Origin of the sequence: Streptomyces sp. NPDC048419, assembly GCF_043200415.1 — a bacterium.
Taxonomy (GTDB): Bacteria; Actinomycetota; Actinomycetes; order Streptomycetales; family Streptomycetaceae; genus Streptomyces.
Genome location: NZ_JBICXT010000024.1, coordinates 77,848 through 93,460, shown reverse-complemented (window position 1 = coordinate 93,460; position 15,613 = coordinate 77,848). Strand labels below are relative to the sequence as shown.

Here is a 15,613-nt window from a genome sequence, read left to right as displayed (position 1 = left end):
GTGCCACCGACCAAGGCACCGCATGCCGACTTTCTCGTAATCAAGAGATTTTGCCCTGGAACCCTTTGATCGATCATCGATCAGGGAGTTATTGTCGCCCTCGGGCCTGAACCGAGGCCCAGCGCCCTGTCCTGCCAAAGACAAAGGGCACCCCCGAACCCTTACCGATGAGGGAACCCCCTTCGACTGAGGAAGGCGGCGACATGACCGACCCCAACGCCATCCAGCCGAGCGAGCTCGACCAGCTCCCCGACCGGGACCCCGAGGAGACCGCCGAATGGCAGGCCTCGCTGGACGCGGTCGCCAAGGCGGCGGGCCCGCACCGTGCCGCATACCTGATGCGCCGCACGCTGGAGCGCGCGGAGGGCAACGGCATCGCGCTGCCCAAGCTCCTGGAGACCGACTACGTCAACACCATCCCGACCGCCACCGAGCCGAGCGTGCCCGGTGACGAGGAGATGGAGCGCCGTATCACCGCGTGGAACCGCTGGAACGCGGCCGCGATGGTGACCCGGAGCAGCAAACTCGGCGTCGGCGGCCACATCGCCACCTTCGCCTCCGCGGCCTGGCTCTACGAGACGGGCTTCAACCACTTCTTCAAGGGCAAGGAGGGGGACGGCTCCGGCGACCAGCTGTACATCCAGGGCCACGCCTCCCCCGGTATCTACGCCCGCGCCTTCCTCGACGGCCGCCTCACCGAGGCGCATCTCGACAGGTTCCGCCAGGAGGCGGGCGGCGGCGGCCTCCCGTCGTACCCGCACCCGCGGCGCCTGCCCTGGCTGTGGGAGTTCCCGACGGTGTCGATGGGCCTCGGCCCGCTGTCGGCGATCTACCAGGCGCGCTTCAACCGCTATCTGACCGCGCGCGGCATCAAGGACGTCTCCTCGTCCCACGTCTGGGCGTTCCTCGGTGACGGCGAGATGGACGAGCCGGAGTCCACGGCCGCCCTCGCACTCGCCTCCCGCGAGGGCCTGGACAACCTGACCTTCGTCATCAACTGCAACCTGCAGCGCCTCGACGGCCCGGTGCGCGCCAACTTCAAGATCGTGCAGGAGCTGGAGGCCCAGTTCCGCGGCGCCGGCTGGAACGTGGTCAAGTCCCTGTGGGGCTCCGCCTGGGACGAGCTGTTCCAGCTGGACACCACGGGCGCGCTCGTACGCCGCCTGCGCGAGGTACCCGACGCCCAGGTGCAGACGTACCAGACGCGCGACGCCGCCTACATCCGCGAGGACTTCTTCGGCAAGGACCCGGCGCTCGCCGAGATGGCGAAGCTGCTGAGCGACGACAAGATCCTCGAGTGCTTCCACCTCTCCCGCGGTGGCCACGAGGCGCGCAAGGTCTACGCCGCCTACAAGGCCGCCGTCGAGTTCAAGGGCGCGCCGACCGTGATCCTGGCCCAGACGGTCAAGGGCCACACCCTCGGCGAGGGCTTCGCGTCGAAGAACGCCAACCACCAGATGAAGAAGCTGACGGTGGACGAGTTCAAGACGATGCGCGACCTGCTCGAACTCCCCATCTCGGACGCGCAGTTCACCGACGGCCAGGTTCCCTACGGCCACCCCGGCGCCGACTCCCCCGAGGTCCGCTACCTCCAGGAGCGCCGCGCGGCCCTCGGCGGCCCGGCCCCGGCCCGCCGCTCGCACGCGCTCGCCCCGCTGCCCGCCCCCGCGGACAAGGCCTTCGCCGCCTTCGACAAGGGCTCCGGCTCGCAGAACGTGGCGACCACGATGGCCTTCGTCCGCCTGGTCAAGGACCTGGTCCGCGACAAGGAGACGGGCAAGCGCTGGGTGCCGATCGTCCCGGACGAGGCGCGCACCTTCGGCATGGAGTCGCTGTTCCCCTCGCTCGGGATCTACTCCCCCAAGGGCCAGACGTACGAGCCGGTCGACCGCGACCAGCTGATGTACTACAAGGAGGCCAAGAACGGCCAGATCCTCAACGAGGGGATCACCGAGGCCGGTTCGATGGCCGACTTCATCGCCGCGTCCAGCGCGTACGCGACGCACGGCGAGGCGATGATCCCGTTCTACATCTTCTACTCGATGTTCGGCTGGCAGCGCACGGCCGACCAGATGTGGCAGCTCGGCGACCAGCTCGGCCGCGGCTTCCTGGTGGGCGCCACCGCCGGCCGGACGACGCTGACCGGTGAGGGTCTGCAGCACGCCGACGGTCACTCGCCGGTCATCGCCGCGACCAACCCGGCGGCGCTGACGTACGACCCGGCGTTCGCGTACGAGATCGCGACGATCGTCAAGGACGGTCTGCGCCGTATGTACGGCGAGGCGGCACCGGGCGAGGACCCGAACGTCTTCTACTACCTCACCGTCTACAACGAGCCGATGCCGCAGCCGGCGAAGCCGTCCGCGGCGGGTATCGACCAGGGCATCGTCAAGGGCCTGTACCGCTTCAACACGGCCGAGGAGGCGGGGCTCGCGCCGGCGGCCAACGCCCCGCGCATCCAGCTGCTCGGCTCCGGTACGGCGATCCACTGGACCCTCGAGGCGCAGAGGCTGCTCGCCGAGGAGTGGGGCGTGGCCGCGGACGTCTGGTCGGCGACCAGCTGGACCGAGCTGCGCCGCGACGCGATGGAGGCCGACGAGGCCCTCCTGCGCGGCGAGGAGCGTGTCCCCTTCGTCCGCCAGGCGCTGAACGGCGCCGAGGGCCCGGTGCTCGCGGTCTCCGACTACATGCGCCAGGTCCCGGACCAGATCGCCCAGTGGGTCGAGCAGGACTACTCCTCCCTCGGCGCCGACGGGTTCGGCCTCTCGGACACCCGTGACGCGGCCCGCCGCCACTTCGGCGTCGACGCCCCGTCGATCGTCGTCGCGGCGCTCGCCCAGCTGGCGCGGCGCGGCGAGGTCAAGGCGACGGCGGTGAAGGAAGCGCGCGAGAAGTACGGGCTGTAACAGGCGGAGCCTGCACGGACCCGAGTGACGAGGCCCCCGCCGCGGCGGGGGCCTCGTTGCATCATGACCGTATGCGCGCTGCCCGCCTCATCAAGATGGTCCTGCTCCTGCAGGCACGGCATTCCATGACCGCCGCCGAACTCGCGCGGGAGCTGGAGGTGTCCGAGCGGACCGTGACGCGGGACGCGCAGGCGCTGTCCGAGGCGGGGGTGCCGGTGTACGCGGACCGGGGGCGGGCCGGCGGGTACCGGCTGGTCGGCGGGTACCGCACGCGGCTGACGGGGCTCGCGCGGAGCGAGGCGGAGGCGCTGTTCTTGAGCGGGGTGCCGGGGGCGCTGCGCGAGATGGGCCTGGAGGACGCGGCCTCGGCGGCCCGGCTGAAGGTGTCGGCGGCGCTGCTCCCGTCGCTGCGGGACGCCTCCCGCAGCGCCGCGCAGCGCTTCCACCTGGACGCCCCGAACTGGTTCACCGAGCCGAAGGCGCCCGGCCTGCTGCCCGCCGTCGCGGACGCGGTGTGGGACGACCGCCGGATCACCGCGCGCTACCGCAGCCGGGAGGCGGAGGTGGAGCGCGAGCTGGAGCCGTACGGGCTCGTGCTCAAGGCCGGGGTCTGGTACCTGTGCGCGCGGGTGCCGGAGCGGGAGTCGCACCGGGTGTACCGCATCGACCGGTTCACGGCCGTGGAGGCGGCCGGGGAACGGTTCGCGCGGGACGAGGGGTTCGACCTGCCCGCCTTCTGGGAGGAGCGGGCCGAGCAGTTCGCACGGTCGATCCTGCACGCCGAAGTCGTCGTACGTCTGTCGCCGGCCGGGGCGCGAAGACTGCCGTACGCCGTCGATCCGGCCTCCGCCCGGGACGCCCTCGCGGTCGCGGGCGCTCCGGACGAGGACGGGTGGCTGACGCTGACGCTCCCCGTGGAGTCCGAACAGGTCGCCCACGGCCAGCTCGCCGGGCTCGGCCCCGAGGTGGAGGTGCTGGCCCCCGAGAGCCTGCGGACGCGTTTCGCCGACGACACGGCACGGCTGGCCCGCCTGTACGGGACATAACAATCCGTTGCACTCCACGTGCGCCCCACCCGCCCAGGGCCGATGCTGGACCCGTGATGGACGAGACGGAGTTCTGGGAGCTGGTGGACGCCACCCGCGCGGGCGCCGAGGGCGACCCCGAGGAGCAGGCCGACCTGCTCGTGGACCGGCTGCTCCAGCTGGACCCGGACATGGTCCTGGACTTCGCCCGTCACTTCGAGGCCCGCTACAACCGCGCGTACACCTGGGACCTGTGGGGCGCGGCATGGGTCCTGCTCGACGGCGCGAGCGACGACGCGTTCGACTTCTTCCGGTGCTGGCTGATCGGCCAGGGACGCGAGGTGTACGAGGGCGCCGTGCACCAGCCCGACACACTGGCCGAACTCCTCGGCGACTTCGACGAGGAGATCGACGGCGACGGCGAGGAGCTGGGCTACGCGGCGGACGAGGCCTACGAGCAGCTCACCGGGACCGTCGCGCCCGACCTAGGCATCCCGCCCGCGGCCTCCGAGCCTCAGGGCACGCCCCTCGACTTCGAGAACGAGCGGGTGCTGGAACAGCGCTATCCCAAGCTCTGGGACCGGTTCAGGGCTTGACGACCGCCATTTCGACGTCAGGGGGATCAGTGGCCCGCATTCCGTACCCGGAACGTGTCGCCGACGCCGTCAGCAAGCTGCCCGTGCAGCTCAACGCCTTCCGTATGCTCTCGCACGCCCCGCCGATGACGGGCCCGGCGATCGACCTGGGCCTGGCCGTGCTGCTCGAGTCCACGCTGCCGGTCCGGCTGCGCGAACTGGTCGTGCTGGCGGTCGCGTCCGGCACGCAGTGCACGTATCTGTCCGTCCAGCACAGCCCGATCGCGCTCAACGCGGGTGCCACGCCTCAGCAGTTGGCGGCGATCGCCGAACAGCGCACCGACGGGCGGGAGTTGGACGCCACCGAGTCGGCGGCGGTGACCGCGGCGTTCGAGCAGGTGTCCCGGCACACCCTGTCCGAGGGCACGCTGGCGGCTCTGCGTGCCCGGGTCTGTGACCGGCAGGTGATCGAGATCGTGACGACGACCGGCTACTACGTCATGCTGGCGGGCCTCATGAACGGGCTGGCTGTGGACGTCGATCCGTCGGGCGAGCAGTTCCTGGGACTGGTCGGCGGCGGCCCGGCTGAGCGTCAGGCCCCGGCTGTCCGCCTGCGGACGGAGTCCGAGGGGATGTAGGCCTGCGTCCGGTCCGCCTTCACCGCGTGGTGCATCGGGGCCGCGTTGGCCTGGTCGAGCGCGGACGCGGTGACGGCCGCCGGGCCGAGCACGACGGCCACGGCCGCGCAGAGCGCCGCCCAGGGGCCGCGGGCGGCCCGGGCCGTACTGCCGTTGCGACTGCTGTTCATGTCTTCCCCACCTCCGGTCAGTGCGTGTGCATGACCATAGGGAGGCAGTCTCGGCGCGTTCGGTGAGGCGGCTACGAGAAGCCTGTGAGCCGGGACTTGCGCGACAGCCCAGGGGGTGTCTGACAATTCCCGCCCTCCGGGCGGACGACGGGAATTGTCAGACACCCCCTAGGAGGTCCGCCCCTGCAGCCGCGCCGCCTGCCGTCTGATCCCCGGGAGGCGGGAGCTCAGCGCCTCGCCCGGGCAGGACGTCATGTAGGCGTCCTTGTGGCCGGCGAGCGCCGGGAGGGTGGCGGCGGTGCCCGAGGGGTAGCGGCTGAGGCTGTTGCTGGAGACCAGGTGCGCCTCGCTGCGCGGGTCGACGTCGGCGAGCCCCAGCTTCCAGGCGGCCAGGGCGGCGATCGCGTTCGTCATGGCCTTCGGCACCGGGACGCCCGCCGTGAAGGTGCCGATCGCGGCGATGCCGGCCGTGCGGTGGTTGAAGCCCTGCGTGTGGGCGCCGGTGACGGCGCGGTCGACGCCGCCCGCACGGCCCTCGTAGATGGTGCCGCAGCGGTCGACGAGGAAGTTGTAGCCGATGTCGTCCCAGTTCCGGGCGCCGGTCTGGCCGGCGTAGAGGTAGCGGATGATGCGGGGCACGTCGGCGCAGTCGTAGCCGTTGGGCGAGTCGGTGTGGTGGACGAAGACCGCGACGACCTCGTCGTCGTAGCGCGGGGGCGGTTGGGCGTGCCGGGAGAGCGGGTCCAGCCAGGCCGACCGGGGCACGATGTGCGGCTTGGGCGCGGCGTGCCGGGTGAGGGCGCGTGCCTCGACGGGCGGGCCGCCACCCGGGCTCCGGTGTCCGACGCCGTCGGCGCACAGGATCAGTCCGAGGACGGCGGCCAGTCCGGGCAGCCAGGAGAGCAGCATGAGCGCGGGGCGGGGTATATGCGCTGTGTGCGCCCGCCCTGATCCGCGCGGTCTTCGGACACGCATGACTTCACTTTCGGTCCGATCCGCCCCGTCCGCGATGTGTGCTGTGCCACCCGGTGGAACCATCGTCCTGGTCCGAGGCGTTTCTCCCGATGCACGCACGCCTGCGGCCGGTTCCCGGCTCCGCGTGCGCGTAACTGATCACTGGGCCCGTCCCGCCCGTAATAACGCGTAACAAGGGGTCTGAGAGGAAGGCGGCTCCGTGGACCTGCTCGACATCCTGCTGCTGCTGGTGGTTGTGGCCTACGCGGCGTCCGGCTACCGGCGCGGGCTGGTGGCCGGCTGCGTCTCGCTCGCCGGGTTCGTGGGCGGTGCGGTCCTCGGCGTGTGGATCCTGCCGTGGGTGATGGACCTGGTGACCCCGGGCACCACCCGGGCGACCGTGACCGCGGTGCTGACGGTGCTGGTCCCGGCCGCGGTGGGGCACGAGCTGGCCGGGCGGCTGGCGCTGCGGCTGCGCCGGGAACTGGACCGGGGCCCGCTGCGGGTGGCCGACGGGGTCGGCGGCGCCGCGGCCAACTCGGTGGCGGTGCTGATCGTGGCGTGGGTCGCCGCGAGCGTCCTGGGCGCGTCCTCCTCACCGCTGGTCACGAGCGCGATCCGGGACTCGGCGGTGCTCGGCGCGGTCCAGGACGCGATGCCGGACACCACCCCCGCCTGGTTCTCGCGGGCCACCTCGGCGCTCACCCAGGCGGGCTTCCCGCAGGTCTTCAATCCCTTCGAGAACGAGTCGACGGCCCGGGTCGCCAAGCCCACCGGCGACAGCGTCACGGCGAGCGCCACGAACGCCGCCAAGCTGAGCACGGTGAAGATCGAGGGCGTCTCCGGCGACCAGGGCCGCGAGGGCAGCGGGTTCGTGTACGCGCGCGACCACGTGATGACCAACGCGCACGTGGTGGCCGGCATCGACGACCCGAACGTGCGCATCGGCGGGGTCGGGCGGTCGTACGACGCGCGGGTGGTGCTCTTCGACCCCGACCGTGACGTGGCGGTGCTGTACGTGCCCGGGCTGCGCGCCCCCGTGCTGCACTTCGACCACGGCGCGGCGCGCGGGGACACGGCGGTGGTGGCCGGCTATCCGCAGGACGGCGACCTGAACCTGCAGGCGGCGACCGTCGCGGGCCGGGTGCAGGCGACCGGCCAGAACATCTACAGCGACGCCACGGTGACGCGCGAGATCTACTCGATCCGCTCGACGGTCCGGCCCGGCAACTCCGGCGGCCCGCTGCTGACGACCGGCGGCCGGGTCTACGGCGTGGTGTTCGCCCGCTCGACCACCGACGACGAGACGGGCTACGTGCTGACGGCGGACGAGGTCTCCTCCGACGCCCGGCGCGCGGCGGCCTCGACGGCGGCGGTGGACACGGGCGACCTGGTCACGTCGTAGCGCGATCCGCCCGCGTCAGAGGCTGCACCCCATGAGGACGTCGTCCACGTACGCGCCCTCCAGCAGGAACTCGCCCGGCAGGACGCCCTCCACGGCGAAGCCCTCGGTCTCGTAGAGCTTGCGGGCCGGGGTGTTGTGGCCGAGGACGCGCAGGGTGAGCCGGCGCGCGCCGTGGCGGCGGGCCTCCTCGCGCACCGCCCGCAGCAGCGCCCGCCCGGCGCCGGCGCCCCGGGCCTCCTCGGCGACGACCAGTCCCTGGATCTGGCGGACGTGGGAGTTGCAGACGAGCGGAGTGGGCGAGCCGAGGCGGATGTAGCCGACGACCTCGCCGTCGATCTCCGCGACCAGATGGTCCCGCGGCCCGAACCGCTCGTTGTAGAAGGGCTCGTACGGGGGCTGGGGGCGCGGCTGCACGGAGTGCAGCGAGGACCAGGTGTCACGGTCGAGGCGGCCCAGCGTCTCCTCGTCGTCGAGGGTGGCGTGGCGTATGTACGGAACGGGCATGACAGTCACCTTATGAGGCCGGTGCGCCGAGCAGAATGGGTCCATGGAACGTTCCCGAATCGCGGTGGCAGGTGCGTCCGGTCTCATCGGTGCTGCTCTGGTGCGGTCCCTGACCGCCGACGGGCACGAGGTGGTGCGGCTGGTGCGCCGGCCGCCGCGGGCTCGGGACGAGGTCCGCTGGGACCCGGAGGGCGGAAGTGTGGACGCGGCCGGGCTCGCCGGGTGCGACGCCGTGGTCAACCTCGCGGGCGCCGGCGTGGGCGACCACCGCTGGACAGACGCCTACAAGGCGCGCATCCGCGGCAGCCGGGTGTTCGGCACCACGGCGCTGGCCGAGGCGATCGCCGGGCTGGAGGAGAAGCCGCGGGTGTTCGTGAGCGGCAGCGCGATGGGCTACTACGGGGAGACCGGCGGGCGCGCGGTCGACGAGAGCGCGCCGCCCGGAGAGGGCTTCCTGCCGGAGCTGTGCGTGGAGTGGGAGGCGGCGGCGGCGCCCGCGCGGGAGGCGGGCGTACGGACCGTGTTCCCGCGGACGGGGCTGGTGGTGGCCCGCGGGGGCGGGGCCTGGGGCAGGCTGTTCCCGCTGTTCGAGGCGGGGCTCGGGGGACGCATGGGCGACGGGCGCCAGTACTGGTCGTACATCGCGCTGCACGACGAGGTCGCCGCGATCCGCCATCTCATCGACACCGACGGGCTGTCGGGGCCGTTCAACCTCACCGCCCCGGACCCGCTGACGAACCGCGAGGTCACCGCGGCCATGGGGCGCGTGCTGCACCGGCCCACGCTGTTCGCGGTGCCCGCACCGGTGCTGCGGGCCGCGCTGGGCGAGCTGGCCGGGGATGTCCTGGGCAGCGCGCGGGTGCTGCCGAAGCGGCTGCTGGAGTCCGGCTTCACGTTCGCGTTCCCGGACATCGAGGGGGCGCTGCGGGCGGCGTAGCGACGCCTGCGGCGGCGGCGCGGCGAACCCTCACGACCGTATGCGACCGCTGTGCGACCGTGCCCTGTCCATGCGCGACTGCCCTTGACCGATCACAGCCCTAACCTCGACCCGAACTCGGGTATCCCTGGAGCCTGTTGGGGGCATGACGTCTCCACCGGCCGCGCAACCTCGAGGAGGGGCACGTGCTTGAGCCCGCGTACCAGGCAGACGTCGTGATCGTAGGAGCCGGGGTCGCCGGACTCTCGGCGGCACATCGGCTGACCAGCGCAGGAGTGTCGACGGCGGTCCTGGAGGCCGCCCCCTGGGCCGGGGGCCGGATGTCGACGGAGAAGGTCGACGGGTTCCGGCTCGACCGGATCGGGCAGCTGCTGTCCACGGCGTATCCGGAACTACGCCTGACACCCGGGCTCGACGCGCTGGTACTGCGCCGGTTCGCGCCGGGCGTGCTCCTGCACAGCGACGGACGTCACTGCCGTGCGGTCGCTCCGGCGGCCACGGGGGGCGCAAGGGGCGCACTCCACGCGGTACGCGCCCTGGCGAGCGCCCCCGCCATGAGCGCCCCCCGGGCCGGTGCCCCGCTCGGCAGTGCCGTCGACCAGGCCCGGCTCGGCACCGCGCTCGCCCGGCTCGCGGCCACGCCCGTCGAGCGGCTGCTGTCCCGGCCGGAGCTGCCCGCGGCACAGGCCCTCGCGGCCCGCGGTCTGCCCGCGCGCACGGTCGAAGGCTTCCTGCGCCCGCTGCTCGCCGCCCTGTTGTGCGACCCGGAGCTGGCGACCTCCAGCCGGTGCGCCGACCTCGCGCTGCGCGCCTTCACCTGCGGTCGGCTGTGCCTGCCGGAGGGCGGTGCGGAGATGCTGCCGGAGCTGCTGGCCCGGGCGCTGCCGCCGGGCACCGTGCACACCGGCGTCCGCGTCACCTCCGTCTCCACGAGCGCGGTGACCACCGCCGAGCTCGGCGAGATCCGCTGCCGCGCCGTGCTGCTGGCGACGGACGCGCGCGCCGCCGCCGAGCTGCTCCCCGGCCTGCGCGTACCGGACTTCCACCCGCTGACGGTGCTGCACCACACGACGGACGAGCCGCCGCGGACCGGTGCGGCCCTGCTGCTCGACGCGGACCGCGGCGGCCCGGTCGCGCACACGTCCGTGGTGAGCGCGGTCGACCCCAGCCGCGCGCCCGCGGGCCGCACGCTCATCTCCTCCACGGTCCTCGGCCCGCCCCCGCCGGAACTCGACACCGCCGTACGCATGCATCTCTCACGCCTCTACGGCACCTCGACCGCGCGCTGGGAGACCCTCGCCGTCCACCACACCCCGGAGGCCGTCCCCGCGATGCGCCCGCCCCACGACCTGCGCCGCCCGGTCCGCCTCCTGGCCGGCCTCTACGTCTGCGGCGACCACCGCGACACCAGCACGGTCCAGGGTGCCCTCCACTCCGCCCACCGCGCGGCGTCGGCGATCCTCACGGACCTGGGGGCGGGCTCCATGCACCGGGCGGACCCGCCGCGCAGCGCGGTGAAGGAGGCGGCCTGAGCGGTCAGCCGAAGGCCGCGACCCGATCGCGATAGCCGCGCACGGGCGCCGCGTCCTTGTACGGCTCCAGCCGCCGCTCGAAGTCCCGCACATACTCCACGGCCCGCACCGACCGCATCTCCACGGCGGCAGCGGCGGCCTCCGCGCCGAGCGCACAGGCCTGATCGAGCTCACCGAGCCCGAGCCGCGCGGAGGCGAGGACGACGCGGCAGAAGAGCCGGCTCCGGGCGAACGCCGGCGCGCGCAGCTGCAGAGACCGCTCCGCGTGCTGCGCCGCCGCCCGGAACTGCTGCAGGTCCCGGTGGCAGTGGCCGAATTCGTCCGCGAGCTGCGCCTCGTCGAAGAACCGCGCCCAGAACGGCACTTCGTCGCCGGTCCGGACCGCTTCCAGCGCCCGCTCGGCCCGCACGAGCGAGGCGGTGCAGTTGCGCACCTCGCCCAGCACGCCGTGCCCGCGCGCCTCGGCGCAGTGCAGCAGGGCCTGCACGACGGGCGGGGCGTTGGTCGCGACGCCCTGCTGGGCGACCCGCGCGAGCTGCACCGCCTCCCGGCCGTGGCCGAGATAGACGGCCTGGCGGCTCATGGTGACCAGCACGTACGAGCCGTACGCCCGGTCGCCCGCCGCCTGCGCGAGGCGCAGCGCCTGCACGAAGTAGCGCTGGGCGAGCCCGTGCGCCGCGATGTCGTACGAGGTCCAGCCGGCCAGCCTGGTCAGGTCGGCGGCGGCGCCGAACAGCCGGCGTCCGGTCTGCTCGCCGTAGGTGCCGCGCAGCATCGGCTCGCACTCGTGCTCCAGGTAGCGCACGAGGGCCTGGCGGGCGTGGCCGCCGCCGTACATGTTGTCCAGGGTGCGGAAGAGCTCGCCGACCGAGCGGAGTGCCGCGATGTCGCCGGAGGTGACCTTCTGGCCGGGGCCGCGTTCGGCCTGGCCGCGCTGGCGGGGCACCACCGCGCGGCCCTGGGCGGGGACGGTGGGGGTCCCTCCCGCTCGAGCGAAGCCGAGAGGGGGGGAGGGCTGCTCGCCGCGGGCCACCCGGTCGTCGGCGCGCCCGATCAGCCAGTCGCGGCTGGGCACCACCAGCCCCGCCGGGGTGAACGCGATCTTGCGGAGCTCGGCGTGCGAGCCGGAGTCCTTGCGCCACAGGCCGCCGACGATGTCGACGGCCTCCTCGGGGCCGGCGGCGAACTCCAGTCCCGCGTAGACGGGGGCGCAGGCGTCGAGCCCGAGGTCCTGGGCGGTGAGTCTGCGACCGAGGCGCCGGGTGAAGACCTCGGCGATCAGGGCGGGCGTGGTGCCTCGGGGCTGCTGGCCGCGGAGCCAGCGGGTGACCGACGTCTTGTCGTAGCGCAGATCAAGTCCGTGTTCGAGACCGAGCTGGTCGACCCGACGGGCGAGACCCGCGTTGGAGAACCCGGCTTCTGCGATGAGCGCGGCGAGCTGGCGGTTGGGAGTGCGCTGCGCGGGTCGTTCCGTCATCTGCGGTGCGGTCTCCTGCCTTTCGGGCCTTCTGGGACCGCCATCGGCCCTGTTGTGCCCGGATTGCCTGTGAGCTGCCCTTATGGACCTCTGCGAACGGCGCGAATGTAGCGGAGAGTGAGCGGCCGATCGCACACTTCGACGCTCGTTCATCCGATCGTGTGAGGATTGCCCGCAGGGCTGACGCGAAGCCGACGGTCGTACAGTGGCGTAGGCACGTTTCGTGCCTTACCACCTTCTAGGGAGGCGCTTGCCGTGAGTGAGCTGCGGTTCGTCCGCATGGGATTCGGTGCCGAGGCGGTCGAGTACCAGGTGGCGTGGGACGAGCAACGCCGGGTGCACGCGGCACGCTTCACCGACGAGATCCCCGACACCGTGCTGCTCCTGGAGCACCCGCCGGTCTACACGGCAGGCCGGCGCACGGCGGACAACGAGCGGCCCCTGGACGGCACCCCGGTCATCGACGTGGACCGCGGCGGCAAGATCACCTGGCACGGCCCGGGCCAGCTGGTGGGCTATCCCATCCAGAAGCTCCCGCGCCCGGTGGACGTCGTCGCCCATGTACGGCGCCTGGAGGACGCGCTGATCCGCACCTGCGCGGAGTTCGGCCTGGAGACCACGCGCGTCGAGGGCCGCAGCGGGGTGTGGGTGCTCGGCGACCCGGTCGAGCAGCGCCCGGCGCTCGGCGGGCTCTCCCTCGACTTCGACCCCCGGCTCACCGACGAGGAGTTCGACCCGCGCCTGAACGGCCCCGAGTACGCCCCTTCCAACGCCGGCCAGCGCCGCGAGGACCGCAAGATCGCGGCGATCGGCATCCGCGTGGCCAAGGGCGTGACCATGCACGGCTTCGCGCTGAACGTGAACCCGGACAACAAGTGGTTCGACAAGATCATCCCGTGCGGCATCCGGGACGCCGGAGTGGCCTCGCTGGCGAACGAGCTCGGCCGGGACGTGACCATCGCCGAGGTGCTGCCGGTCGTGGAGCGGCACTTGACGGACGTACTGGAGAACGCGGACCTTCAGCCGAGGGTGATCGAGAAGACACCGGCAGCCTGAACACCACGCCGGGCATTCAAATCAACGGGCGTACCCTTGAGCACGCCGAAGAATCAATCGCTAGGGAGCCGGTCGTGTCCGCAGTCGCACCCGACGGACGCAAGATGCTGCGCCTGGAGGTCCGCAACGCTCAGACCCCCATCGAGCGCAAGCCCGAGTGGATCAAGACCCGGGCGAAAATGGGTCCCGAGTACACGAAGATGCAGAACCTCGTGAAGAGCGAGGGGCTGCACACCGTCTGCCAGGAAGCCGGCTGCCCCAACATCTACGAGTGCTGGGAGGACCGCGAGGCGACCTTCCTCATCGGCGGCGACCAGTGCACCCGGCGCTGCGACTTCTGCCAGATCGACACGGGCAGGCCCGAGGCGCTCGACCGCGACGAGCCGCGCCGCGTCGGCGAGTCCGTGGTCACCATGGACCTGAACTACGCCACCATCACCGGCGTCGCCCGCGACGACCTGGAGGACGGCGGCGCCTGGCTGTACGCCGAGACCGTGCGCCAGATCCACGCGCAGACGGCCGGCCGCGAGGGCGGTCACACCAAGGTCGAGCTCCTCGCCCCCGACTTCAACGCGGTCCCCGAGCAGCTGGCCGAGGTCTTCTCATCCCGCCCCGAGGTCTTCGCGCACAACGTCGAGACGGTGCCCCGGATCTTCAAGCGCATCCGCCCCGGCTTCCGCTACGACCGCTCGCTGAAGGTCATCACCGAGGCCCGCGACGTCGGCCTGGTCACGAAGTCGAACCTCATCCTCGGCATGGGCGAGACCCGCGAGGAGGTCAGCGACGCGCTGCGGCAGCTGCACGAGGCCGGCTGCGAGCTGGTCACCATCACGCAGTACCTGCGCCCGTCGGTGCGCCACCACCCGGTGGAGCGCTGGGTCAAGCCGCACGAGTTCGTGGAGCTGAAGGAGGAGGCCGAGCAGATCGGCTTCTCCGGCGTGATGTCCGGACCGCTGGTGCGTTCCTCGTACCGCGCGGGCCGCCTCTACCAGATGGCCATCGAGAAGCGGGGCAGCTACGTCGCCTCGCAGGCCGTCTGAGTCCTGACGCACCGTCACCCGCCTTGCCACCCCGGCGCGAGGCAAGCGTGTGAAGTCGCGCACAAGAAGCTACCGCCGAGTAGTGACTGATTTGACGCGGCCCTGACCGTCCGCCCTGATGAGGGCGTACGTCAGGGCCGCGTCAGGGTTCGGCGGCCGCGCATCAAGGCTTCATTCGCGTTTGACCGGTCGGTCACGCCCTGGTAACACCAATCAGTGACGCTGGACTCACGCCACGTACACCCACGCCGAGCCCGTACCCGAGGGGGGACCTCCACCATGCAGGCCGCGCCGGTTCGCGCCACCGCAATCCCGTCGTTCACCACTGCACTGCGTGCAGTCGAGTCGCTGCTGATGAGCGGGGGCCAGCGCACCGCCCGTCGCAACGCCTGGACCTCCGTCCTGGAGGACCGCCGCCGCGCCAAGGACCGCGTCGAGACCCAGCGCGTCCTGGACCAGAGCGTCCTTCGCCGCCCCTGAATCCCGTCTTGCGGATACTGCCGTCGTACGGCGCTCCCCGGGCCACGTAGACTTCGTGCCATGGCGAGGAAGGAACCTGCAGCGGACGCTGCAAACCCCGGGCGACTGAAGCAGATCGCTCTGACCTACAAGATGACGCGCAAGGTCGACAAGAAGATCGGTCTTGTACTCGCGGCGATCGGCATCGTCACCTTCGGTGTCTTCCTCGCGATCGGTTTCTTGATCGGTCACCCCATCTATCTCGGCATCCTGGGCCTGCTGCTCGCCTTCCTCGCGTCGGCGATCATCTTCGGGCGCCGGGCCGAGCGGGCGGCCTTCGGGCAGATGGAGGGCCAGCCGGGCGCGGCCGCCGCGGTGCTGGACAACATCGGCCGGGGCTGGACGACGACGCCCGCGGTCGCCATGAACCGCAGCCAGGACGTGGTGCACCGGGCCGTCGGCAAGGCCGGCATCGTCCTGGTCGCCGAGGGCAACCCGAACCGGGTGAAGAGCCTGCTGGCCGCCGAGAAGAAGAAGATGAACCGCATCGTCGTGGACGTCCCGGTGCACGACATCATCGTGGGCGGCGGCGAGGGCCAGGTGGAGCTGAAGAAGGTGCGCACCACCATGCTGAAGCTGCCGCGCGTGCTCACCGGCCCGCAGGTGACCGCGACCAACGACCGGCTGCGCGCCATGGGCGACCTGATGAGCAACATGCCGCTGCCGAAGGGGCCGATGCCGAAGGGCATGAAGCTGCCCAAGGGCGGCGGCAAGGCCCGCTGATTTCCTTCTACGGCAGAGGGGGGGGGGCGGGGGGGGGCGGGGGGGCCCCCCCCCCCCCGGCTGGACCACCAGCCCCAAGCCCGCGCCGACGGGCGGCACCTAGACGCACTCGTGCCCCCCGAGCCCACCCTCGGGGAGGAACTCTTGAAACA

Annotated in this window: 15 protein-coding genes; 11 read left to right on the top strand and 4 right to left on the bottom strand. The window is 72.2% G+C overall.

Going from position 1 to position 15,613, the window contains the following annotated elements; genetic code table 11:
* The first annotated feature begins 203 nt into the window (after positions 1 to 203).
* The 4 genes from aceE (at position 204) to ACGFYN_RS36750 (ending at position 5,144) form a co-directional block, all read left to right on the top strand.
* On the top strand, positions 204 to 2,906 hold the full coding sequence (gene aceE, locus ACGFYN_RS36765) for a pyruvate dehydrogenase (acetyl-transferring), homodimeric type (RefSeq protein ID WP_393870300.1): 2,703 nt from the start codon (positions 204 to 206) through the stop codon (positions 2,904 to 2,906).
* Positions 2,907 to 2,977: 71 nt separating this feature from the next.
* Positions 2,978 to 3,952, top strand: a complete 975-nt coding sequence (locus tag ACGFYN_RS36760) for a helix-turn-helix transcriptional regulator (RefSeq protein ID WP_393870299.1) — start codon at positions 2,978 to 2,980, stop codon at positions 3,950 to 3,952.
* A gap of 56 nt (positions 3,953 to 4,008) precedes the next feature.
* Positions 4,009 to 4,527 carry a DUF4240 domain-containing protein gene (locus tag ACGFYN_RS36755; RefSeq protein ID WP_393870331.1) on the top strand — a complete coding sequence of 173 codons (519 nt, stop codon included), beginning with the start codon at positions 4,009 to 4,011 and terminating at the stop codon, positions 4,525 to 4,527.
* A 29-nt stretch (positions 4,528 to 4,556) separates the two neighbouring features.
* Entirely contained in the window at positions 4,557 to 5,144 is a 588-nt protein-coding gene (locus tag ACGFYN_RS36750; protein WP_393870298.1) for a carboxymuconolactone decarboxylase family protein, read from the top strand.
* Here ACGFYN_RS36750 and ACGFYN_RS36745 read toward each other — a convergent pair.
* Together ACGFYN_RS36745 and ACGFYN_RS36740 are read right to left on the bottom strand one after the other, a co-directional pair.
* On the bottom strand, positions 5,099 to 5,314 hold the full coding sequence (locus ACGFYN_RS36745) for a hypothetical protein (protein ID WP_393870297.1): 216 nt from the start codon (positions 5,312 to 5,314) through the stop codon (positions 5,099 to 5,101). The genes ACGFYN_RS36750 and ACGFYN_RS36745 overlap by 46 nt on opposite strands.
* 168 nt (positions 5,315 to 5,482) lie before the next feature.
* Positions 5,483 to 6,223 carry a peptidoglycan recognition protein gene (locus tag ACGFYN_RS36740; RefSeq protein WP_393870296.1) on the bottom strand — a complete coding sequence of 247 codons (741 nt, stop codon included), beginning with the start codon at positions 6,221 to 6,223 and terminating at the stop codon, positions 5,483 to 5,485.
* Between the two features lie 265 nt (positions 6,224 to 6,488).
* Between ACGFYN_RS36740 and ACGFYN_RS36735 the strand changes: the two genes are divergently transcribed.
* Positions 6,489 to 7,673, top strand: a complete 1,185-nt coding sequence (locus ACGFYN_RS36735) for a MarP family serine protease (RefSeq protein WP_393870295.1) — start codon at positions 6,489 to 6,491, stop codon at positions 7,671 to 7,673.
* Between the two features lie 15 nt (positions 7,674 to 7,688).
* Here ACGFYN_RS36735 and ACGFYN_RS36730 read toward each other — a convergent pair whose 3' ends face one another.
* Positions 7,689 to 8,177 carry a GNAT family N-acetyltransferase gene (locus tag ACGFYN_RS36730; protein ID WP_393870294.1) on the bottom strand — a complete coding sequence of 163 codons (489 nt, stop codon included), beginning with the start codon at positions 8,175 to 8,177 and terminating at the stop codon, positions 7,689 to 7,691.
* A gap of 43 nt (positions 8,178 to 8,220) precedes the next feature.
* Here ACGFYN_RS36730 and ACGFYN_RS36725 point away from each other — a divergent pair, with 43 nt between their 5' ends.
* Entirely contained in the window at positions 8,221 to 9,114 is an 894-nt protein-coding gene (locus tag ACGFYN_RS36725) for a TIGR01777 family oxidoreductase (RefSeq protein WP_393870293.1), read from the top strand.
* 185 nt (positions 9,115 to 9,299) lie between these two features.
* Positions 9,300 to 10,646: an NAD(P)/FAD-dependent oxidoreductase gene (locus ACGFYN_RS36720; protein ID WP_393870292.1), complete on the top strand. Its 1,347-nt coding sequence runs from the start codon at positions 9,300 to 9,302 to the stop codon at positions 10,644 to 10,646.
* Positions 10,647 to 10,650: 4 nt separating this feature from the next.
* Here the strand turns inward: ACGFYN_RS36720 and ACGFYN_RS36715 are convergent, their stop codons facing one another.
* Positions 10,651 to 12,123, bottom strand: coding sequence for a regulator (locus ACGFYN_RS36715; RefSeq protein ID WP_393870291.1), 1,473 nt, complete (start codon positions 12,121 to 12,123; stop codon positions 10,651 to 10,653).
* 255 nt (positions 12,124 to 12,378) lie between these two features.
* Here ACGFYN_RS36715 and lipB point away from each other — a divergent pair, with 255 nt between their 5' ends.
* The 4 genes from lipB to ACGFYN_RS36695 all read left to right on the top strand — a co-directional run bounded on the left by lipB (position 12,379) and on the right by ACGFYN_RS36695 (position 15,461).
* Positions 12,379 to 13,179 (top strand): lipoyl(octanoyl) transferase LipB, encoded by an 801-nt coding sequence (gene lipB, locus ACGFYN_RS36710; protein ID WP_393870290.1) that lies wholly within the window; start codon positions 12,379 to 12,381, stop codon positions 13,177 to 13,179.
* A 74-nt stretch (positions 13,180 to 13,253) separates the two neighbouring features.
* Positions 13,254 to 14,219: a lipoyl synthase gene (gene lipA, locus ACGFYN_RS36705; protein ID WP_393870289.1), complete on the top strand. Its 966-nt coding sequence runs from the start codon at positions 13,254 to 13,256 to the stop codon at positions 14,217 to 14,219.
* 279 nt (positions 14,220 to 14,498) lie between these two features.
* Entirely contained in the window at positions 14,499 to 14,699 is a 201-nt protein-coding gene (locus ACGFYN_RS36700) for a hypothetical protein (RefSeq protein WP_393870288.1), read from the top strand.
* Positions 14,700 to 14,759: 60 nt separating this feature from the next.
* Entirely contained in the window at positions 14,760 to 15,461 is a 702-nt protein-coding gene (locus ACGFYN_RS36695; RefSeq protein WP_393870287.1) for a DUF4191 domain-containing protein, read from the top strand.
* The last annotated feature ends 152 nt before the right edge of the window (positions 15,462 to 15,613 follow it).

What these genes read in the sequence shown, in the direction of transcription:
- ACGFYN_RS36760 (WP_393870299.1), top strand. Translation starts at nt 2,978, where the DNA reads ATGCGCGCTGCCCGCCTCATCAAGATGGTCCTGCTCCTGCAGGCACGG.
- aceE (WP_393870300.1), top strand. Translation starts at nt 204, where the DNA reads ATGACCGACCCCAACGCCATCCAGCCGAGCGAGCTCGACCAGCTCCCC.
- ACGFYN_RS36700 (WP_393870288.1), top strand. Translation starts at nt 14,499, where the DNA reads ATGCAGGCCGCGCCGGTTCGCGCCACCGCAATCCCGTCGTTCACCACT.
- ACGFYN_RS36725 (WP_393870293.1), top strand. Translation starts at nt 8,221, where the DNA reads ATGGAACGTTCCCGAATCGCGGTGGCAGGTGCGTCCGGTCTCATCGGT.
- ACGFYN_RS36695 (WP_393870287.1), top strand. Translation starts at nt 14,760, where the DNA reads ATGGCGAGGAAGGAACCTGCAGCGGACGCTGCAAACCCCGGGCGACTG.
- ACGFYN_RS36745 (WP_393870297.1), bottom strand. Translation starts at nt 5,314, where the DNA reads ATGAACAGCAGTCGCAACGGCAGTACGGCCCGGGCCGCCCGCGGCCCC.
- ACGFYN_RS36740 (WP_393870296.1), bottom strand. Translation starts at nt 6,223, where the DNA reads ATGCTGCTCTCCTGGCTGCCCGGACTGGCCGCCGTCCTCGGACTGATC.
- ACGFYN_RS36715 (WP_393870291.1), bottom strand. Translation starts at nt 12,123, where the DNA reads ATGACGGAACGACCCGCGCAGCGCACTCCCAACCGCCAGCTCGCCGCG.
- ACGFYN_RS36730 (WP_393870294.1), bottom strand. Translation starts at nt 8,177, where the DNA reads ATGCCCGTTCCGTACATACGCCACGCCACCCTCGACGACGAGGAGACG.
- ACGFYN_RS36755 (WP_393870331.1), top strand. Translation starts at nt 4,009, where the DNA reads ATGGACGAGACGGAGTTCTGGGAGCTGGTGGACGCCACCCGCGCGGGC.